Here is a 20,896-nt window from a genome sequence, read left to right as displayed (position 1 = left end):
AATTGTCTAACTTTTTGGGGTCAGTACAAACCCGGCCTCTTTTTATTTGCTTGAAAAATAGGATTGAGTATGGAGACGTTGAAGGAGTGGTCGACCGATAAAACTGATGGCAAGGATTTTTGCAAGATCAGGAATGATAAAGGGAAGTACACCGACAGCTAGTGCTTTATCAAAAGGCATACCAGCAAGGAAGTGGAGGCTGAGAATACCACCAACAAAGACAAGGGAATCTCCCAAGAGATTTGCAAGAAAGATACGAATATAGCTACTTTTCTTATGGATAAGATAGGACGTAAGCCCAGCATAGACAAGGTCAAACCAAAGATAGCCAGCGCTTGGACCTACCAAAACATGAAAACCAGCTCCTCCACTGGCAAAGACAGGAATACCGATAGCACCCAGCAAGAGATAGAGACCAACAGAAAGAACGGCTTCCCTTGGTCTAAAAACAGTAGCAATGAGTCCGATAGCAAAGTTTTGTAGAGTAAATGGTACTGGTCCAATTGGGATACTGATTTGGGCTAATACTGCAATCAGAGCAGCTCCAATAGCAGGAATAGCGTAAATGTGTGCTTTTTTCATAATAGTTAACCTCTTTTTTAATTTATAGTAACTATTATACTGGAAGGGGGATGATTGTCAACCTATTTTAAAAATAAAGGTTACAAATTTGTAACGGCCGATTGAGACAAAAAAGTCGGCTAGGATTTTTTTCAGAACACAGATAGATCTTATCCGTAATAAAAAAAGCACCCTTATGGAGATTGGTTATCACATAGTGAAAATTCTTAGGAATCCTGATGGGATGCTATTTTTAAGTGTTTTATAATTTGCTCTAATAAAAGAAAAAGATTGAAGAAAATGCTCTTATATAGGCTTTTTCTTCAATCTGAGTGACCAAGATGGTCTCTTTTTGTATTAACGCATGGTCACAAATTCTTCTGAACCTGTAGGATGAATAGCGACCGTCGCATCAAAGTCAGCTTTTGTAGCTCCCATCTTGATTGCTACAGCAAAACCTTGAATCATTTCATCAACGCCGTAGCCGATGCCATGAAGACCAACTACCTTTTCGTCTGCACCAGCTGTAACTAGCTTGAAGCGAGCTTCTTGACGGTGGCTAGTTACTGCTGAATACATAGAAGTAAATTTTGAAGTATAAACTTTAATGTTTTCTTGTCCATACTCTTTGATAGCTTCTTCCTCAGTTAGACCGACAGTTCCGATAGCTGGGTGAGAGAAGACAACAGTTGGAATAGTCGTGTAGTCCATTTTGGCATTGGTTTTGCCGTTGAAGAGTCTTTCGGATAGAGTGCGGCCAGCCTTGATTGCGACAGGAGTAAGTTCTTTCTCACCTGTGACATCTCCAAGAGCGTAGATACCATCAACGACAGTGTTTTGATATTCATCAACCTGGATAAAGCCACGTTCATTGAGAGTAACACCAGCTTTTTCGAGTTGAAGTCCTTCAACATTTGGACGGCGACCAGTTGCCCAGATAACTTGACTGGCGGTATGGGTGCTCCCATCTTCAAAATGAATCCTAATGCCTTCTTCGATTTTTTCAAGTTTTGCTGGAACCTTATGGGTGTGGAGGTTTAATCCAGTATTTTCCATTTCTTGAACCAAGCTCTCAACGATATAGCTATCAAATCCACGAAGTGGACGTTCACGACGGACGAATAAATCAGTCTGTACACCAAGGGTATGGAGTACGCCAGCTAATTCGACAGCAATGTAACCAGCACCTAGAATAGCTACCGATTCAGGCAATTCTTCCCAGGCAAAGACATCATCAGAACTACCACCTAGTTCAGCACCAGGAATGGCAGGAATATGAGGATGGGCCCCAGTTGCAATCACGATATGCTTAGCACGGATCAACTCACCATTGACACTGACTGTATGAGCATCAACGAACTCGGCACGTCCTTCAATCAAATCAACTCCGTTACGCTTAAAGCTTCCACCATAAGAAGAACGAGCACGGTCAATATAGGCTTCACGATTCTTACGAAGCGTTGCATAATCAAATTCGTTCCCAGTGCTTGTGAAACCATAGTCAGGTCCATATTTGTGGATACTCTCTGCGATTTGAGCACCGTACCACATAATTTTTTTAGGGACACAGCCGAGGTTGATACAAGTTCCACCTAATTTCTTTTCCTCAATAACTGCCGCCTTAGCACCATGTTCACCAGCACGATTCATGGTAGCAATTCCCCCGCTACCTCCTCCAATGGCGATAATATCATATTCTCTCATAGAAAGCTCCTTTACTTGTTTTCTAGTCATATTCTATCTTTTTTTGGAGGTCAATGCAAAAATCTGCTACGCTTAAAATTTTTAAGAAAATGCTTGCAAAAATAAAAAAGAAAGTGTATTATATAACTAATACAACAATAAAAGATTTTAGCAAATGTTTTTGGATAATGAGAAATTAATTGTCCATTTTTAGGATGTGTGCTATAATCTTAACATATATATTTATAAAAGGGGTATTACTATGAAAAGAAAGTCAAAAGCTAAGAAATGGCCTTTATTTACTGCTATTGGAGTGGCGTCAGTACTTGTAGTGGGAGCAGCAGCTGTTCTTCTATTGAGACAACCAAATCAAGCTGCAGCAAAAGATGAATCTGCTAAGATTGTCCTTGCCAAAGAGGGGTCTGTGGCATCTTCAGTTCTTTTATCTGGTACAGTAACTGCTCAGAATGAACAATACATCTATTATGATGCAAGCAAGGGTGACTTGGATGAGGTCTTGGTTTCTGTTGGTGATCAGGTCAGCGAAGGACAGGCTCTCGTTAAGTATAGTAGCACAGAAGCCCAGGCTGCCTATGATGCTGCCAGTCGTGCTGTTGCTAAAGCTGACCGTCATATCAATGAACTGAATGAGTCTCGAAATACCGCCGCAGCAACACCTAGCCTTCCGCAAGCAGGTTTAGAAGGAGCAACTGGACAAGCGCCAGCTCAGTCATCCGGTTCTGCTACAGCTGCTATTGATTCTCAAATCAGCGATGCTCGTGATGTGCGTGCAGATGCAGAAGCGCAACTCGAAAAAGCTCAAGCCCAGTTGAATGCAGCTACAGTTTTGAGTACGGTAGAGGGAACAGTTGTTGAAGTGAATCGGAACGTTTCAAAATCTCCAACAGGAAATAGTCAAGTTTTGATTCATATCGTAAGTAACGATAACTTGCAGGTCAAGGGAGAGCTTTCTGAGTACAACCTTGCCAATCTATCTGTAGGTCAAGAAGTCACTTTCACTTCCAAGGTTTACCCAGATAAAACTTGGAATGGTAAGATTAGCTATATTTCAAATTATCCAAAAAATAACAGTGAAGCAAGCAGTAGCTTAGCTGGTTCAAACACAGGTTCTAAATACCCATATACAGTCGATGTAACTAGTGAAATCGGTGACTTGAAACAGGGCTTTACAGTCAGTGTTGAAGTCAAGAATAAGAGCAAGGCCTTGATTGTTCCAATTTCGAGTGTAGTTATGGAAGAAGATAAAAACTATGTTTGGATTCTTGATGAAAATCAAAAAGCCAAAAAAGTTGAAGTTGGATTGGGCAATGCAGATGCAGAAAATCAAGAAATCACATCTGGTCTGACAGATGGAGCAAAAGTCATCAGTAATCCGACAGCTTCCTTGCAAGAAGGAAAAGAGGTGAAGACTGATGAAGCAACTAATTAGCCTCAAAAATATTTGCCGTAGCTATCGTAATGGTGACCAAGAACTACTAGTCCTCAAGAATATTAACCTAGAAGTTCATGAGGGAGAATTTGTGGCAATCATGGGACCATCTGGTTCTGGGAAGTCTACCCTCATGAATACCATTGGTATGTTAGATACCCCTTCAAGTGGGCAGTATTTTCTAGATGGAAAAGAAGTAGCTGGTTTGGGTGAAAAACAATTAGCCAAGGTTCGAAATCAGGAAATCGGCTTCGTCTTTCAACAATTCTTTCTCTTGTCTAAGCTTAATGCTCTTCAAAACGTAGAATTGCCCTTGATTTATGCTGGAGTTTCAGCTTCAAAACGTCGCAAATTAGCAGAAGAGTATCTGGAAAAGGTTGAGTTGACTGAGCGTAGCCATCACTTACCTTCGGAGTTGTCAGGTGGTCAGAAGCAAAGGGTTGCCATAGCGCGTGCACTTGTTAACAATCCTTCGATTATCTTGGCAGATGAGCCTACTGGAGCTTTGGATACTAAAACTGGAAATCAGATCATGCAACTCTTAGTTGAACTAAATAAAGAAGGAAAAACCATCATTATGGTTACGCATGAGCCTGAAATCGCTGCTTACGCTAAGCGTCAGATTGTCATTCGTGATGGCGTCATTTCATCTGATAGTGGTTTCGTAGAAAAGGAGGAAAACTAAGATGCAGAATCTGAAATTTGCCTTTTCATCCATTATGGCCCACAAGATGCGTTCTTTCTTAACCATGATTGGTATCATTATCGGCGTATCATCCGTTGTCGTCATCATGGCCTTGGGAGACTCCCTGTCGCGTCAAGTCAATAAAAACATGACCAAGTCCCAGAAAGATATCCATGTCTTTTTCTCACCTACCAAGAGTAAGGACGGATCCTTTACTCAGAAGCAATCTGCTCTAACCCTGTCTGGTAAAGAGGAAGATGTTTTTGTTGAACTACCTAAACCACAAGAAGCCTGGGTTAAAGAAGCTGCTAAACTCAAGGGAGTGGATAGTTACTATGTGACTAACTCAGCCAATGTGACCTTGACTTATAAGGATAAGAAGGTTGAACGTGCCAGCTTGACAGGTGGAAACATCACCTATATGGATGCGGTTGAAAATGAAATCATTGCAGGCCGTAGTTTAAGAACACAAGATTATAAGGATTTCGCTAGTGTTATCATTTTAGATGAAGAACTTGCTAATAGCCTTTTTGGTTCTGCACAAGAAGCACTCAATCAGCTTGTTGAAGTAAATGAAATCAGTTACCGTGTTATTGGTGTTTATGCAAGTAAAGAAGCTAAGGCTGCAAAAGCCTTTGGAGTCGGAGGACTACCAATCACGACCAATATTTCTCTTGCGGCTAATTTTAACACCGACGAAATTTCTGATATTGTTTTTCGTGTTAACGATACGACTCTGACTCAGACTTTGGGACCTGAGTTAGCAAGAAGAATGACGGAGATTGCAGGTCTCCAACAAGGGGAGTATCAGGTAGGAGATGCTTCTGCCGCCTTCCAAGAAGTGCAACAAATGTTTGGCTTTGTAACAACGATTATTAGTGCCATTGCGGGGATTTCTCTCTTTGTTGGTGGTACCGGTGTTATGAACATTATGCTTGTTTCGGTGACAGAGCGTACCCGTGAGATTGGTCTACGAAAAGCACTAGGAGCTACACGAGCTAATATTCTGGTTCAATTTTTGATTGAATCCATGATTTTGACCATGTTAGGTGGATTCATCGGTCTGGTGCTTGCTGCAGGGGTGACCATGCTTGCAGGAGTTCTTCTTCAAAATATGATTGCAGGAATCGAAGTTGGAGTATCCATCCCAATCGCTCTCTTTAGCTTAGCTGTCTCAGCTGGCATCGGTATGATATTTGGTGTTCTACCAGCCAATAAGGCTTCTAAGTTAGATCCGATTGAAGCTCTTCGCTATGAATAAGATAATCAACAGGAAAAACAAGATGGACATCAGTCTGTCTTGTTTTTGTATGGATTTCCTTATCGAAAATCATCAAAATATGATATAATGAAGTGTTAGAAAAACAGGTTTCATTTGCCTGGAAAGGAAAAATTATGTCTGAAAAGAATTTTTATATTACAACACCGATTTACTATCCATCTGGTAAACTTCATATCGGTTCTGCCTACACGACTATCGCCTGTGATGTCCTAGCTCGCTACAAACGCCTGATGGGCTACGATGTCTTTTATCTGACTGGTCTTGATGAACATGGCCAAAAGATTCAACAAAAAGCAGAAGAAGCTGGCATCACACCTCAAGCCTATGTTGATGGCATGGCAGTTGGAGTTAAAGAACTCTGGAAATTATTGGATATCTCATACGATAAATTTATCCGTACAACTGATGACTACCATGAAAAAGTAGTGGCTCAAGTTTTTGAACGCTTGCTTGCTCAAGATGATATTTACTTGGGTGAATACTCTGGTTGGTATTCAGTTTCAGATGAGGAATTCTTTACAGAAAGTCAACTTGCGGAAGTTTTCCGTGACGACTCTGGAAATGTAACTGGTGGTATCGCTCCATCAGGCCACGAAGTGGAATGGGTTTCAGAAGAATCTTACTTCCTTCGCCTCAGCAAATACCAAGACCGTTTGGTCGAATTTTTCAAATCACATCCTGACTTCATCACTCCTGATGGCCGTCTTAATGAAATGCTACGTAACTTCATTGAGCCTGGTTTGGAAGACTTAGCAGTTTCTCGTACAACCTTTACCTGGGGTGTACCTGTCCCGTCAAATCCAAAACACGTTGTCTATGTATGGATCGATGCCCTTCTTAACTATGCGACAGCTCTTGGTTATGGTCAAGATGAGCATGGTAACTTTGATAAGTTCTGGAATGGAACCGTCTTCCACATGGTAGGAAAAGACATTCTTCGTTTCCACTCCATCTACTGGCCAATCCTTCTTATGATGTTGGATGTTAAATTACCTGACCGCTTGATTGCCCATGGTTGGTTTGTCATGAAAGACGGTAAGATGTCCAAGTCTAAGGGGAATGTCGTTTACCCTGAAATGTTGGTAGAACGCTATGGTCTAGATCCGCTTCGCTACTACCTCATGCGTAGCCTTCCTGTTGGTTCAGACGGAACCTTTACTCCAGAAGACTATGTAGGGCGTATTAACTATGAATTAGCAAATGACCTTGGAAACCTCCTCAACCGTACGGTTTCTATGATCAACAAGTACTTTGATGGACAAATCCCTGTCTATGTAGAAGGTGTGACAGAATTTGACACTGCTCTTGCTGACGTTGCAGAACAATCAATCGCTGACTACCATACACACATGGAAGCAGTTGACTACCCACGTGCGCTTGAAGCCGTCTGGTCTCTTATCTCACGTACTAACAAATACATAGACGAGACAGCTCCATGGGTCTTGGCTAAGGATGAAGCTCTTCGTGACCAATTGGCAAGTGTGATGAGCCACTTGGCAGCTAGCCTTCGTGTCGTAGCTCACTTGATTGAGCCATTTATGATGGAAACTAGTCGTGCAGTCTTGACTCAACTTGGTCTAGCAGAAGTTACTAGCCTTGAAAACTTGAGCCTGGCAGATTTCCCTGCAGGAGTAACAGTAGTTGCCAAAGGAACCCCAATCTTCCCACGTCTCGATATGGAAGAAGAAATCGCCTATATCAAGGAACAAATGGAAGGCAACAAACCAGCCGTCGAAAAAGAATGGAATCCAGATGAAGTTGAACTCAAACTCAACAAGGATGAAATCAAGTTTGAAGACTTTGACAAGGTCGAAATCCGTGTTGCAGAGGTCAAAGAAGTTTCTAAAGTGGAAGGCTCTGATAAGTTGCTTCAATTCCGCCTTGATGCTGGTGACGGTGAAGACCGTCAAATCCTTTCTGGTATTGCAAAATATTATCCAAACGAACAAGAATTGGTCGGCAAGAAAGTCCAAATCGTTGCCAACCTTAAACCTCGTAAGATGATGAAGAAATATGTCAGCCAAGGTATGATCCTCTCAGCTGAACATGATGGCAAATTAACCCTTCTCACAGTTGATCCAGCTGTACCAAACGGAAGTGTGATTGGATAAGATTAAAGAACCAGTTTGAGCTGGTTCTTTTCTTTTGTGAGATAGCAGTTGATAAAAGTGTCATTCTGCTTTATAATGAAGAAAAACGGAGGAAATTGCCATGAAATACATTCCATTTGGTCAAGAGAAAAGAGAATTGTCCGAAATCGTTCTAGGCATGATGCGAATCAGTGACAAGTCGGTTAAAGAGGTTGAGGAGTTGGTTGAAACAGCCCTATCCGTAGGAATCAATGCCTTTGACTTGGCAGATATCTATGGTGGAGGTCGTTGCGAAGAATTACTGGGACAAGTGTTAAACAATCGTCCTGACCTGCGAGAAAAGATGTGGATCCAGTCCAAGTGTGGCATTCGCATAGAAGAATTTACCTATTTTGATTTTTCAAAAGATTATATTTTAGAGTCAGTAGACGGGATTCTAAAAAGATTGCAGGTTGATTATCTAGATAGCTTGCTTCTCCATCGCCCAGATGCCTTGATGGAAGCTGATCAAGTGGCTCAAGCCTTTGATATTCTACACAAATCAGGTAAAGTTCGAGACTTCGGTGTGTCCAATCAAAATCCTATGATGATGGAATTACTGAAGAAAGAAGTCAAACAACCTTTATCTATCAATCAATTACAACTAAGCGCAGCTTTCACGCCAGGATTTGAATCAGGTTTCCATGTCAATATGGAAGGTGACAAGGCAGCTTTGCGTGATGGAAGCATCTTTGAATACTGCAAATTAAACGACATGGTTATTCAGGCCTGGTCAGTCTTGCAGTTCGGATATTTCAAAGGGAATTTTGTCGGCAATGAGAAGTTCCAACAATTAAACCAAGTCCTAAATCGATTAGCCTTAAAATACGGTGTGAGCCCATCAGCTATTGCTATCGCTTGGGTGTTACGCTATCCAGCTAAGATGCAGGCAGTAGTAGGAACAACTAACCCTAAACATTTGATAGAAGCAAGCCAAGCAAGTCATGTCAACCTGACTCGAAAAGAATGGTATGAGATTTACCTAGCAGCTGGGAATGATTTGCCTTAGAAACTAAAGAAATATTTTATAAAGAGCGAGGTAGGATCTCGCTCTTTTTATATTTGTAAAAATATTTATATAATTGTTTGAAAATGCAAACCAATGATAGTATAATAAAATAAAAAATTTTTTAGGGGAAGTAAATATGAAAAAAAATATAGCAATCATATCTATTATGATATTTGCAGTACTAGGTGTTAGTTTGGGTTATTATTTTTTATCTTATGTACCTTATAAAACTGCTGTCAGTAACTTTGAGAAGGCTTCTACATCTCTAAAAGAAAAAAATAAAGATATTGAAGACTTATTATCTGAGGCTGAAACGGTGGTTGAAAAAGGAGAAGAAGCACTAGAACCAAATACTTTAGATGATTTAAAGAATTCTGTTGAAGAAACTCAAAAATCAATAAGAAAAGTACCTGAAATAGAGAAAAAAACAAAAGATATTGAAAATCAGACTGATGAAATGAATCAACCGTTAAGTTATACTGAGATTCAAAATGAGTTAAAGGACAAACTTGAAAAATACAAGAATAGCGTCATTCAATTAAAACAAATTACGAATCCATCTAGTACTTTTATTGAGGAACGACTAAAAGAGGTTGATACAATTACAGGAGTACAATCTGTGACAGAAAGTAATGATCCAAATAGGCATTTAAATAAACAAGGTGGCTATACAGCATCGGTTTATTTTGTAGATAATCAAGTAAATCCACCAGTAAACGGATCTGATATTATTCAAAAAGGCAATGATGCTGGAGGAAATATAGAAGTATATAAGACTAAAGAGGAAGCAGAAAAACGTAATAATTATATTAGTACATACGATGGAACCGCTCTTCAACCTGGTTCGCATTATGTTTATGGTACAGTTTTGATTCGAACCTCTTCAAGATTAACAGCAAGCCAACAACAAGAACTAACTAAAAAAATATATCAAAAACTTATAGAAATTAAATAAAATACGATAAAAATATTCTATATCTTTTCATGAATTTGAAATCAAAGAGCGAGGTATGACTTCGCTCTTTTTATCTTTGTTTAAAACTCTATATAATTGTTTGAAAATGCAAACTATATATGGTAAAATTGTATAAAATAACAATATAATAAACATTTTAATAAAATAGGGGCATTTGAAATGAAAAGAATAGTTTTGACTTCTGTTGTTTTACTTTCATTACTGACATCTGTTGGCTGCTCGAAACATAAGGAAGAGGCGAAAGTAGCTGAACCTGTAACGACTGAACAGACTACGCAGGATAATACAAAGTTATACAAGGAAGCTGGCTTACTTACTTTTAAAAATGAAAAACAGCTAGAACTCGGGGAACTTGATTCAAAATCCCGTGCAACTTATGCTCACATTCAGCTAAAAGATAGTGATGAGCCTAAAGAAAAGAGAGAAGCTAAATTAACCTTTGATCCAGTTGGATGGCATAACTATAAATTTTACTACGGAGATGGTTCTAAAGAGGCTTGGCTGATGAATCGCGGTCATTTAGTTGGGTATCAATTTAGTGGACTTAACGATGAAGGCCGCAATCTAGTTCCTATGACAGCTTGGTTAAATACAGGTGCCTTTACTGGAACGGATGACAAAAATCAAAGTAGCATGCTCTATTATGAAAATGGGCTTGATTCATGGCTTGCAAATCATCCAAACTATTACCTTGACTATAAGGTGACAGCTGTCTATAAGGATAATGAATTGATTCCAAGACAGATTATCTTACAGTACGTAGGAATTGATCAGGATGGAAATTTGCTTGAAATTAAATTAGGTAGTAGCAAGGAAAAAATTGATAAGTATTCCGTAACCCATGTCGCCTTGGATAACGTTTCAGCCAATGCTGAAATAAATTATGCAGATGGTACTGCAAAGAATACGGTCAAGTCAGCTGAAGAACGCGCTGCAGAGCTTAAGGCAGCCGAGGAAAAAGCCAAGAAAGAGGCTGAAGAAAAAGAAGCACAAGAAAAAGCTAAAAAAGAAGCAGAAGAGAAGGCTAAAGAAGAACAGACACAGCAGGAAACTGAAGCACCAGCACCAGCAGAAGAAGAATCACAAAGTAGTAATACAGGTGGCTACTTTAGAGATAGAAATGGAAGATGGCATCGACCAAATGGAAAGTTTGCCTCTAAAAAGGAAATTAGAGAAGCTGGATTGCAATGGTGATAGTTTTCTCAAGTTATATAAATCAGAATAATCACAGTCAAAAAGCCGTTGGAAAACGGTTTTTTGTTATAATTAAATTAAGATTCATAGATAACAAAGGAGAAAAACATGACATTTGAAGAAATTTTGCCTGGACTAAAGGCTAAGAAAAAATATGTACGTACTGGCTGGGGTGGGGCTGAAAACTATGTCCAACTTTTTGACACTATCGAGCAAAACGGGGTCGCTCTTGAAGTGACACCCTATTTCCTCATCAACGTATCTGGAGAAGGGGAAGGTTTTTCCATGTGGAGTCCGACACCTTGTGATGTCCTAGCGACGGATTGGGTTGAAGTCTATGACTAAACGTGTCTTAGTTACGGGCGTTAGTTCAGGGATTGGTCTGGCTCAAGCTCGACTCTTTTTAGAAAATGGTTATCAAGTTTTTGGTGTGGATCAGGGTGAAAAGCCTGCCTTGAAAGGCGACTTTCACTTTCTACAACGTGATTTAACACTTGACTTAGAACCAATTTTTGATTGGTGCCCTCGAGTCGATATTCTTTGTAATACGGCAGGTGTATTGGATGGCTACAAACCCTTATTGGAACAATCAGCCCAAGAAATTCAAGAGATTTTTGAAATAAACTATGTAACTCCAGTAGAGTTGACCCGCTATTATCTGACAAACATGCTGGAACATAAACATGGGATTATCATCAATATGTGCTCCATCGCTTCAAATCTAGCAGGCGGTGGTGGTCACGCCTATACCTCTTCTAAACATGCCTTGGCTGGATTTACCAAGCAATTAGCTTTGGACTATGCAGAAGCAGGTATCCAGGTCTTTGGGATTGCTCCTGGTGCAGTCAAAACTGGTATGACCGCAGCAGACTTTGAACCAGGTGGTCTAGCAGACTGGGTAGCTAGTGAAACACCCATCAAACGCTGGATAGAACCAGAAGAAGTAGCAGAGATTAGCCTCTTTTTAGCAAGTGGGAATGCATCTGCCATGCAGGGACAAATCCTGACTATTGATGGTGGTTGGTCTTTGAAGTAATATAGTTGATATTCAGTGAATATGTGGAGGTAAGCTATGAAAAGAGATGAGTTTGGATTTGTCTTGCCCAATCTCTACTATCAGTTTTTATCAGAGTGGGAAGAGATTGACCCCTATGAAATTGGAGATACAGGTATCTGTTTGTATGCTAAGGAGGACCTTCAAGAGCGTAATGAGACTTATCAGATTGAGGAAGTAGAGCCAGATTACTTTATGATTGGACAGGAAGGAGATTTGGCTTACTTTATCAAGAAAAATTCTGATGATTGCATTTATGAAAATGACTTGGGAGCTATAGGTTCCTTAGAAATGCAAAAAGTTGCTAAAAACGTCTATGATTTTATTGACAAGGTACTAAAAGAAGAATTGTAGAAAACTGAAGGGAGTAATCATGTTTAGGATGCTTGATGAAGATTCACCGATTTCAAAAGAAGACCTATTACAATCTGAGGAGATTCTTGGAAAGAAATTGCCAGAAGCCATGAAAAATTTTTATCTCAAGAACAACGGTGGTCAGCCCCAAGTAAGGGGTGTCCACGATGAACATCACCTCTTTCCTTTCAATTCCTTTAATTCACTTGAGGAAATGTGCCAATCTCTTACATGGTATGACGATGAGGCTGTGCCTGCAGGATTTAGGGCTACAGACCTGCTCCATTTCGCCTATGATCCTGGTTCTGGCAACTATGCACTTTCTCTAAGGTCAGAGGATTATGGCAAGGTGTATTTCTATGTTTTAGAAGAAAAAGCTGAGATCTATGGTCAATGGGCTTCTTTTGAGGAATTTTTGAACTCTTTTGTTGAAGAGTGAGATAAAAAAGGAGACGGGATGCGAAAACACCAAGAACTTTCACTAGGGCAGATAATCGAGCAGGTCATAGCGGATCAATTAACTTCAGATAATTTTTGTCTCTATGGCAAGGAGGATGGAGAACTGAAACTAGCTAGACTCTACTGGGTATCTGATTATCCGGATGTAGTGGACGACTCTGATGTCTACCCAGCTGATGCATCGGAGCAAGATTTCCAGATAGTCTACTATGGAGAGCAGTTGATTGATGTTCTTGCAGTCGCACTTGAGGAAAAGTCAGATGCAAGTCACCAAGACTTGGTCGAGGCTTTGAATTATTATCAGCAGCATGATTGCTTTATGCTTTTTGAACCCTAGTTACAAAGCTAGAATGTTTCAGTTCCATTGACAATAAAAAAAGGAGTTAAGAAATGATAGATTACGAAAACATAAATGAAAAAATTTCCCCTTTTAACTTGCTCGTTTATGATGAGGATCCTCAAAATGTTCGCGGGTCGTTTATTTATTACCCTGATGGGGAATACAGACAGGAAGTGTTTGACACTCGAGAAGAGGAGGGATTTGAAGGGAATGGCTATGATTGGGCATCCCTAGCTTTAGTATTTTTGGAGGAAAAAATGCCTGAATTAAGCGATGCTATCGACTTTGATCCTGAAGGAAGTATGTTTTGCGCCTATTCATCCAAGGTAGACGCCTTGGCTAGATTTGCTCTTGGCTTTAAAGAGTTTTGCGATGATATCGAAGCCATGAAAGACTTGTTCAGTCGAGCAGAGTTGGATTAGTTGACAAAAACTCTTTAAATTTTTAAAAAAGAATAGAAAGGATTTCAAATGAAGCTACCAGAAGTAGTTGAACAACTGGAAAAACATCCAGACCTACATCTCTATTTAGATAAAATTTTAAAAAAGAATAAGAAAACCCAAGCTAACTATCTAGAATCGCTTAATCATCTGGCCTATCTACTTTATCTAGATGGTCAAGAGGAAATGGCTAAGAAATTATTGGAGAGTGTCATACAAGTCCCATTTGAAGGAAATTATAACACTTGGACCTTTGTTGATAGTTCTCTGGTTTTATTGGCCTATATGGAAAGAGAAACAGAAAATAATCTATCTGCCTATAAAAAACTCCTTTTGTCTCCGTTAGAACAAGGGGAGGAATCCACTCGAAACATAAGAAGGAAAGTTCATCAGAGATTTTTGAATGGTGATAGCTTGGAGCAAAAGCTTGCAAAAATCGAGCAAGCTTCAAGTCTTGAATCAGAAATGGAACGTCGTCTGCTATACTTGACAGATTTATTGAAGATTCACCTCTTTATTGCTGAGTCAACGTGTGAAGAGACAGATATTCAGGCAAAAATTGAAGAGAATATGGAGATACTGAAGAAGTATATCAAGGAACATGAAATCTATAGCCTCTTTCCTTTTAAGGGATAAGGTGAGCTAGAAATCTTTGACTTTTAGAAAGAGTGGAATATGGAAATCAAAAATCACTTTGGTGTCTATGGCATTTGCTATGAGAAAGGAAAATTACTCTGCATTGAGAAAACGAGAGGACCTTATCAACATCGTTTTGATTTACCTGGTGGTAGTCAGGAAGCAGGTGAAGGGTTGACAGAAACCCTCAAGAGAGAAGTTTTGGAAGAGACAGGCTATACTCTTAGCCGTTCTTCAAATCCTAGGATTTATGATGTAATGGTTCAAGAAGAGGGTCAAGACTTTGCAGTACATCATGTCATGGCCTTTTATGATATAGTACTTGATTTAGAACGCTCTCAAAAATCCCTTCCTCATGAAGTTCTTGACGGAAGCAATGATTCAGCAAAGGCAATTTGGCTTCCTCTTGAGCAGATTACCGAAGAAAATGCCTCCCCCTTAGTATTGAAGGTGAAGGCAGAGTTACGAGGATTTCCAGAATTGGACATGACAAGCTATAATAATTGGAAGGTAAAACATGCAAAATCAACTAGCTCTTAGTGGCGAAAGAATTGTTGAAAAAGTTTACCCACAACTATTGCACCACGTCGGCATGATTCGTGGGGAATACTTGCTGAGAGAGCTTAATCAAAACATCCTATTAGCAAGTTGTCAGCTATTTGTAAAAGATTATCTAGACACTATTTGCCATTTGTACCCAGATGAAGAAGTCTGGTATCGCTTTTCAGAGTTAACAAATGCAGAAGCAAATTATCTAGACGGGACTAAAGAGTATTTTGATGAACGCCACCCCTTATTTGGATATAGAGGAACTAGGCGTTTACTGGCGTGTTTGGATGAATTTCATGCTGAAGCACATGTTGTTACAAAAGTTTTTCAAACCAAACCCAATCTGTCTGTTATTTTTCCTTTTGTCAATGATGCTGAACAATTAAAACAAGCTATTACAGTATTGCGTCAGTATGGTTTTACCGGGAAAGTCGGCACGATGATTGAATTACCATCAGCTTATTTTGACTTGGACAGGATACTGGAAACTGGTATTTCAAAGATTGTAGTGGGAATGAATGATTTGACTTCTTTTGTTTTTGCGACAGTGAGAAACAGTCAATGGCATGATATGGAAAGTCCCATTATGTTAGAAATGCTGAGACAGATGCAGGATAAAGCAAGGATGAAAAAGATAGATTTCGCCGTGGCAGGATATCTGAATGTTTCTTTCATGCAAAGAATGAATCAGATGGATATCAAATGCATTATCCACTACAGTTCTATTCCGGAGATTTTTGATTTAAAAATTGACCATCCAGACCATCTCAAACGTGTAAAAGAAGAAAGTAAAAAAATACAAAGGAGAACCCATGACACCTCAAGAAATGTGGAATGCCTACAAGCAAATCAACCCATCTATCGGTGATGAGATAGATGCCTGGGCTTTTGGAGTGGAACCAGACCTTTTAGCGGATCTGGTCTTTAAAGGAGAAAAAACAGCAACAGCTTCAGCTTACGATCTTTACGCAGTAGAGGACGAACCTCTTCCCCAAGAAGGGACCTTTGATGTTATTTTAGACAGTAAGGATCAAGCTGTTTGCATCGTTGAAATTACAAAGGTTTCCATTCAGCCTTTCCATCAGGTTTCAGCCGACCATGCCTACAAGGAAGGCGAAGGAGACAAATCTCTGGCCTACTGGCATCAGGTTCATGAGGACTTTTTCAAAGACTGGTTAGGAGAAGCAGGTCTGGATTTTACACCTGACAGCAAGGTTGTTTTAGAAGAATTTCGCAAGGTCTACCCTATGTAGACAACTAGAAGGAAGAAAGTTTTGGAAATCACCGTCCAAAGCTTTTTTCTGACTTAAAATATGATAAAATAGGTATGTTTGAACTAGAGCATTTGCTCAGAAATATAGAATAGGAGAAAATGATGCAAGCAGTAGAACATTATATCGAAAAATTTGTTCCTGAACATTATGATTTGTTTTTAGACTTGAGTCGTGAGACCAAGACGTTTTCAGGAAAAGTAACCATTACTGGTCAAGCTAAAAGTGACCGTATTTCCCTTCACCAAAAAGACCTAGAGATTGCTTCTGTTGAAGTAGCAGGTCAAGCTCGTCCATTTACAGTTGATAATGAAAACGAAGCTCTTCATATCGAACTTGCAGAAGCTGGTTCAGTTGAATTGGTTCTAGCATTTTCAGGTAAAATCACAGATAACATGACAGGAATCTACCCATCATACTATACAGTTGATGGTGTTAAGAAAGAAGTTTTGTCAACTCAGTTTGAAAGTCACTTTGCTCGTGAAGCCTTCCCATGTGTGGATGAGCCAGAAGCCAAAGCAACCTTTGACCTAGCTCTTCGCTTTGACCAAGCAGAAGGTGAATTGGCCTTGTCTAACATGCCAGAAATCGACGTTGAAAACCGCAAGGAAACTGGTATCTGGAAATTTGAGACAACTCCACGTATGTCTTCTTACTTGCTAGCTTTCGTTGCTGGTGATTTGCAAGGGGTAACTGCTAAAACAAAAAATGGTACTTTGGTAGGTGTTTACTCAACCAAGGCACATCCACTTTCAAACCTTGACTTCTCACTAGACATCGCAGTTCGCTCAATCGAGTTTTACGAAGATTACTACGGAGTCAAGTACCCTATTCCTCAATCTCTTCACATTGCCCTTCCTGATTTCTCAGCTGGTGCTATGGAAAACTGGGGTCTGGTAACTTACCGTGAAGTTTACTTGGTTGTGGATGAGAACTCTACCTTTGCCAGCCGTCAACAAGTAGCTCTCGTTATTGCCCATGAGCTTGCTCACCAATGGTTTGGTAACCTTGTGACTATGAAGTGGTGGGATGACCTCTGGCTCAACGAAAGCTTCGCGAACATGATGGAATACGTCTGTGTGGATGCCATCGAGCCAAGTTGGAATATCTTTGAAGATTTCCAAACAAGTGGAGTGCCAGCCGCTCTTAAACGTGATGCGACAGATGGTGTTCAATCTGTCCACGTTGAAGTTAGCCACCCAGATGAAATCAATACGCTCTTCGATGGTGCTATCGTTTATGCCAAAGGAAGCCGTCTCATGCACATGCTTCGCCGTTGGTTAGGAGATGCTGATTTTGCTAAAGGTTTGCATGCTTACTTTGAAAAACATCAATACGGAAATACCATTGGCCGTGACCTTTGGAATGCACTCGGACAAGCATCTGGTCGTGATGTAGCAGCCTTCATGGATTCTTGGTTGGAGCAACCTGGTTATCCAGTCCTTACTGCCACAGTTGAAAATGATGTTTTGAAGATTTCACAAAAACAATTCTTCATCGGTGAACATGAAGACAAGAATCGTCTCTGGGTAGTGCCACTTAACAGTAACTGGAAAGGCTTGCCAGATACTCTCGAAACTGAGAGCATCGAAATTCCAGGTTATGCAGCTCTTCTTGCTGAAAACAAAGGAGCCCTTCGTCTTAACACTGAAAATACAGCACATTACATTACAGATTATCAAGGCGACTTACTGGATGCTGTTCTTTCTGAATTAGTAGAACTTGATAACACTAGTAAACTTCAAATCGTCCAAGAACGTCGTTTGCTAGCTGAAGCAGGGCACATTTCTTATGCTGACTTGCTCCCAGTAGTGAATCAATTGGCACAAGAAGAATCTTACCTAGTTGTTGCTGCAGTTTCTCAAGTTATTACAGCCCTTGAACGCTTCATTGATGAAGGAACAGAGGCAGAAAAAGCCTTTAAAGCCCTTATTGCTAAACTGGCTCGTTACAACTATGACCGTCTTGGTTTTGAAGCTAAAGAGGGTGAATCTGATGAGGATGAATTGGTTCGTCAATTGACAATTTCTATGATGATTCGTTCAAATGACGAGGAAGCCAGTCAGGTTGCTAGCCGAATTTTCGCAGCCCACAAGAATAATCTTTCAGGACTTCCAGCAGCTATTCGTTCACAAGTTCTCATCAATGAAATGAAACACCATGAGACTAAGGAATTGGTCGCAACTTATCTCGATCTTTATACTCATGCGACAGATGCCGCCTTTAAACGCCAATTGGCAGCATCCCTTGCTTATGCGACAGATGCAGAGAACATCCAAACACTGCTTGCAACTTGGAAGGACAAATTTGTCGTGAAACCACAGGACCTTTCAGCATGGTATCTCCAATTCCTCGGACACCAAGCAACTCAAGAAACTGTATGGGTGTGGGCACGTGAAAACTGGGATTGGATTAAGGCAGCTCTTGGTGGCGATATGAGTTTTGACAGCTTTGTCATCTTCCCATCACATATCTTTAAAACAGAGCAACGATTGGCAGAATACAAAGCCTTTTATGAACCACAACTTTCTGACCTTGCCCTTAGCCGTAATATCCGCATGGGGATTAAGGATATCGCAGCTCGCGTTGAATTGATTAAGCGTGAAAAAGCAGCAGTTGAAGCAGTTGTAGCTCAATATAGCAAAGCTTAAAAGATTCTAGTCTAAATAGATTCCAAAAACTCAACTTTCTCTTGGAAAAACAAGGGAAGTTGAGTTTTTTTTAAGATATTTTTGCTATAATAGGTATAATAAGGAGGAATTTTTGATGATCAAAATTCTATTAGTGGAAGATGACCTAGGCCTGTCAAATTCAGTCTTTGATTTCTTGGATGATTTTGCAGATGTCATGCAGGTTTTTGATGGAGAAGAAGGTCTTTATGAGGCTGAAAGTGGTGTTTATGACTTGATTTTATTGGACTTGATGTTACCTGAGAAAAATGGGTTCCAAGTTTTAAAAGAATTGCGCGAAAAAGGGATTTCGACTCCTGTTCTGATCATGACAGCCAAGGAAAGTCTTGATGATAAGGGACATGGATTTGAGCTTGGGGCAGATGATTATCTAACAAAACCATTTTATCTAGAAGAGCTCAAGATGCGTATCCAAGCGCTGCTCAAACGTTCTGGTAAGTTCAATGAAAATACCCTCTTATATGGTGATTTGACAGTTAATCTATCTACCAATGAGGTTAGAGTTAATGATACTGTTGTGGAATTATTAGGTAAAGAATTTGATCTCTTGGTTTATTTCCTCCAAAACCAAAATGTGATCTTACCAAAAACACAGATTTTTGACCGTTTGTGGGGATTTGACAGTGACACAACCATCTCCGTGGTAGAAGTCTATGTATCAAAAGTTCGTAAGAAATTAAAGGGCTCAGTCTTTGCTGAAAACCTCCAGACCTTGCGTAGTGTTGGGTATATTTTAAAACATGTTTAAAAAAATTAAAAAGAATTGGTATGCGGAGGATTTTAGTTATTTTATCCGTAATTTTGGAGTATTTACTCTGATTTTCTCTGCTATGACCTTGATTATCTTGCAGGTTATGCACTCCAGTCTCTACACATCGGTTGATGAAAAACTCTTATCACTGAGCAAAAATCCTCAGGACGTTATTCAATTGGCGGTCAATCGTGCAACTGAGGACGTTAAGGATTTAGGTAGTGCCAATGTTGCTCCAGCTTCTGATAAAAAACCAACGGTTAGTTCCAATACGGAAGTGATATTGCTAGATTCAAATTTGAATCAATTAGTGATTGGCAACCGCTTTTTAGGTCTTGATAAGATTACTTTTAATAAAAAGGATTTGAATCATATTCGACAACTTCATGTTCAGAATAGTTATGGTCAGGACGAGATTTACCGAGTGATTCTATCTGAAATAAATATTGATTCTGTCTCGACCAATATTAAGTATGCAGCGGTTTTGATAAATACCAGTCAGATAGAGCAAATTAGTCAAAATCATGAGCAATTAATCGTGGTAGTCATGGCTAGCTTCTGGATTTTATCCATTATTGCCAGCCTTTATCTTGCGCGTGTCAGTGTTAAACCTTTACTTGAAAGCATGCAAAAGCAACAGAGTTTTGTGGAAAATGCCAGTCATGAGCTACGAACTCCATTAGCTGTTCTGCAAAATCGTCTAGAAACTCTTTTCAGAAAACCTGAGGCAACTATTATGGAGTCAAGTGAGAGTATTGCTTCCAGTCTAGAAGAAGTTCGGAATATGCGCTTTTTAACGACTAATCTTCTTAATTTAGCTCGTCGTGATGACGGCATTAAACCGGAATTAGGAGAGGTAGAGCCAGACTTCTTTAACACAACTTTTACCAACTATGAAATGATTGCGTCTGAAAATAACCGTGCTTTTCATTTTGAAAATCGCATCCATCGGACCATCATAACAGATAAGCTTCTTCTTAAACAACTGATGACTATCTTGTTTGACAATGCTGTCAAGTACACAGAAGAAGAAGGAGAAATTCATTTTGTAATCGCTGCGACAGAGCGTACCCTCTATTTGTCAGTGGCTGATGATGGAATCGGTATTTCTTCAGTAGATAAAAAGAAAATTTTTGATCGTTTTTACAGGGTTGATAAGGCTCGTACTCGGCAAAAAGGTGGTTTTGGGTTAGGCTTATCCTTAGCCAAACAGATTGTCGATGCTCTTAAAGGAACCATCAGTGTCAAAGATAACAAACCTCATGGTACTATTTTTGAAGTAAAAATTGCCATTCAAACACCATCCAAGCGTAAAAATAAATAAGAAAAGGCTGTGACTTAGAAAGCGGTAGACCAAGTATCGCTTTTCTAGTCGCAGCTCTT

General features: G+C 39.8%; 22 protein-coding genes. 20 read left to right on the top strand and 2 right to left on the bottom strand.

Annotation, left to right across the window (positions count from 1 at the left end):
* Nucleotides 1–42: 42 nt before the first annotated feature.
* The gene (locus HMPREF2728_RS09345; protein WP_075227747.1) at nucleotides 43–582 is read right to left on the bottom strand and encodes a biotin transporter BioY; all 540 of its coding nucleotides are present in this window, start codon (nucleotides 580–582) and stop codon (nucleotides 43–45) included.
* A gap of 336 nt (nucleotides 583–918) precedes the next feature.
* Nucleotides 919–2,265: a glutathione-disulfide reductase gene (gor, locus tag HMPREF2728_RS09340; protein ID WP_075227746.1), complete on the bottom strand. Its 1,347-nt coding sequence runs from the start codon at nucleotides 2,263–2,265 to the stop codon at nucleotides 919–921.
* 241 nt (nucleotides 2,266–2,506) lie between these two features.
* Here gor and HMPREF2728_RS09335 point away from each other — a divergent pair, with 241 nt between their 5' ends.
* The 20 genes from HMPREF2728_RS09335 (at nucleotide 2,507) to HMPREF2728_RS09240 (ending at nucleotide 20,837) form a co-directional block, all read left to right on the top strand.
* A complete protein-coding gene (locus HMPREF2728_RS09335) occupies nucleotides 2,507–3,694 on the top strand; it encodes an efflux RND transporter periplasmic adaptor subunit (RefSeq protein ID WP_075227745.1) in 1,188 nt (395 codons plus the stop codon).
* Nucleotides 3,678–4,379, top strand: a complete 702-nt coding sequence (locus tag HMPREF2728_RS09330) for an ABC transporter ATP-binding protein (protein ID WP_060955929.1) — start codon at nucleotides 3,678–3,680, stop codon at nucleotides 4,377–4,379. Before HMPREF2728_RS09335 ends, HMPREF2728_RS09330 begins: the two co-directional genes overlap by 17 nt.
* A gap of 1 nt (nucleotide 4,380) precedes the next feature.
* A complete protein-coding gene (locus tag HMPREF2728_RS09325) occupies nucleotides 4,381–5,640 on the top strand; it encodes an ABC transporter permease (protein WP_060955928.1) in 1,260 nt (419 codons plus the stop codon).
* A 134-nt stretch (nucleotides 5,641–5,774) separates the two neighbouring features.
* A complete protein-coding gene (gene metG, locus HMPREF2728_RS09320) occupies nucleotides 5,775–7,772 on the top strand; it encodes a methionine--tRNA ligase (RefSeq protein ID WP_075227744.1) in 1,998 nt (665 codons plus the stop codon).
* A gap of 100 nt (nucleotides 7,773–7,872) precedes the next feature.
* Nucleotides 7,873–8,799, top strand: coding sequence for an aldo/keto reductase (locus tag HMPREF2728_RS09315; RefSeq protein WP_060955926.1), 927 nt, complete (start codon nucleotides 7,873–7,875; stop codon nucleotides 8,797–8,799).
* 136 nt (nucleotides 8,800–8,935) lie between these two features.
* Entirely contained in the window at nucleotides 8,936–9,754 is an 819-nt protein-coding gene (locus HMPREF2728_RS09310) for an EbhA (protein ID WP_075227743.1), read from the top strand.
* A gap of 180 nt (nucleotides 9,755–9,934) precedes the next feature.
* The gene (locus tag HMPREF2728_RS09305) at nucleotides 9,935–10,969 is read left to right on the top strand and encodes a DNA/RNA non-specific endonuclease (RefSeq protein ID WP_075227742.1); all 1,035 of its coding nucleotides are present in this window, start codon (nucleotides 9,935–9,937) and stop codon (nucleotides 10,967–10,969) included.
* A 108-nt stretch (nucleotides 10,970–11,077) separates the two neighbouring features.
* A complete protein-coding gene (locus HMPREF2728_RS09300) occupies nucleotides 11,078–11,314 on the top strand; it encodes a DUF2829 domain-containing protein (protein ID WP_033684947.1) in 237 nt (78 codons plus the stop codon).
* Nucleotides 11,307–12,005 carry a 3-oxoacyl-ACP reductase gene (locus HMPREF2728_RS09295; RefSeq protein WP_075227741.1) on the top strand — a complete coding sequence of 233 codons (699 nt, stop codon included), beginning with the start codon at nucleotides 11,307–11,309 and terminating at the stop codon, nucleotides 12,003–12,005. Before HMPREF2728_RS09300 ends, HMPREF2728_RS09295 begins: the two co-directional genes overlap by 8 nt.
* Before the next feature lie 36 nt (nucleotides 12,006–12,041).
* Nucleotides 12,042–12,377 carry a hypothetical protein gene (locus tag HMPREF2728_RS09290; RefSeq protein WP_075227740.1) on the top strand — a complete coding sequence of 112 codons (336 nt, stop codon included), beginning with the start codon at nucleotides 12,042–12,044 and terminating at the stop codon, nucleotides 12,375–12,377.
* Between the two features lie 19 nt (nucleotides 12,378–12,396).
* Nucleotides 12,397–12,816 carry an SMI1/KNR4 family protein gene (locus HMPREF2728_RS09285; protein WP_075227739.1) on the top strand — a complete coding sequence of 140 codons (420 nt, stop codon included), beginning with the start codon at nucleotides 12,397–12,399 and terminating at the stop codon, nucleotides 12,814–12,816.
* 18 nt (nucleotides 12,817–12,834) lie between these two features.
* Nucleotides 12,835–13,173: a DUF7716 domain-containing protein gene (locus HMPREF2728_RS09280; protein WP_075227738.1), complete on the top strand. Its 339-nt coding sequence runs from the start codon at nucleotides 12,835–12,837 to the stop codon at nucleotides 13,171–13,173.
* Between the two features lie 53 nt (nucleotides 13,174–13,226).
* Nucleotides 13,227–13,598 (top strand): Imm51 family immunity protein, encoded by a 372-nt coding sequence (locus HMPREF2728_RS09275; protein WP_075227737.1) that lies wholly within the window; start codon nucleotides 13,227–13,229, stop codon nucleotides 13,596–13,598.
* Between the two features lie 48 nt (nucleotides 13,599–13,646).
* Complete coding sequence (locus tag HMPREF2728_RS09270) at nucleotides 13,647–14,252, top strand: DUF6707 family protein (RefSeq protein WP_075227736.1); 606 nt, start codon at nucleotides 13,647–13,649, stop codon at nucleotides 14,250–14,252.
* A gap of 39 nt (nucleotides 14,253–14,291) precedes the next feature.
* Nucleotides 14,292–14,792, top strand: coding sequence for an NUDIX hydrolase (locus HMPREF2728_RS09265; protein ID WP_075227735.1), 501 nt, complete (start codon nucleotides 14,292–14,294; stop codon nucleotides 14,790–14,792).
* On the top strand, nucleotides 14,770–15,669 hold the full coding sequence (locus HMPREF2728_RS09260; protein WP_075227734.1) for a putative PEP-binding protein: 900 nt from the start codon (nucleotides 14,770–14,772) through the stop codon (nucleotides 15,667–15,669). Before HMPREF2728_RS09265 ends, HMPREF2728_RS09260 begins: the two co-directional genes overlap by 23 nt.
* A complete protein-coding gene (locus tag HMPREF2728_RS09255) occupies nucleotides 15,614–16,054 on the top strand; it encodes an ASCH domain-containing protein (RefSeq protein WP_075227733.1) in 441 nt (146 codons plus the stop codon). The genes HMPREF2728_RS09260 and HMPREF2728_RS09255 overlap by 56 nt, the downstream gene beginning before the upstream one ends.
* A 122-nt stretch (nucleotides 16,055–16,176) precedes the next feature.
* Nucleotides 16,177–18,723 carry a M1 family metallopeptidase gene (locus HMPREF2728_RS09250; RefSeq protein ID WP_075227732.1) on the top strand — a complete coding sequence of 849 codons (2,547 nt, stop codon included), beginning with the start codon at nucleotides 16,177–16,179 and terminating at the stop codon, nucleotides 18,721–18,723.
* A gap of 115 nt (nucleotides 18,724–18,838) precedes the next feature.
* Nucleotides 18,839–19,510 carry a response regulator transcription factor gene (locus HMPREF2728_RS09245; protein ID WP_075227731.1) on the top strand — a complete coding sequence of 224 codons (672 nt, stop codon included), beginning with the start codon at nucleotides 18,839–18,841 and terminating at the stop codon, nucleotides 19,508–19,510.
* Nucleotides 19,503–20,837: a sensor histidine kinase gene (locus HMPREF2728_RS09240; protein ID WP_075227730.1), complete on the top strand. Its 1,335-nt coding sequence runs from the start codon at nucleotides 19,503–19,505 to the stop codon at nucleotides 20,835–20,837. The genes HMPREF2728_RS09245 and HMPREF2728_RS09240 overlap by 8 nt, the downstream gene beginning before the upstream one ends.
* The last annotated feature ends 59 nt before the right edge of the window (nucleotides 20,838–20,896 follow it).

The organism is Streptococcus sp. HMSC061D10, from assembly GCF_001808865.1.
Taxonomy (GTDB): Bacteria; Bacillota; Bacilli; order Lactobacillales; family Streptococcaceae; genus Streptococcus.
Note: the sequence above shows the minus strand (reverse complement) of the source record. Positions and strands in the feature narration are given on the sequence as shown.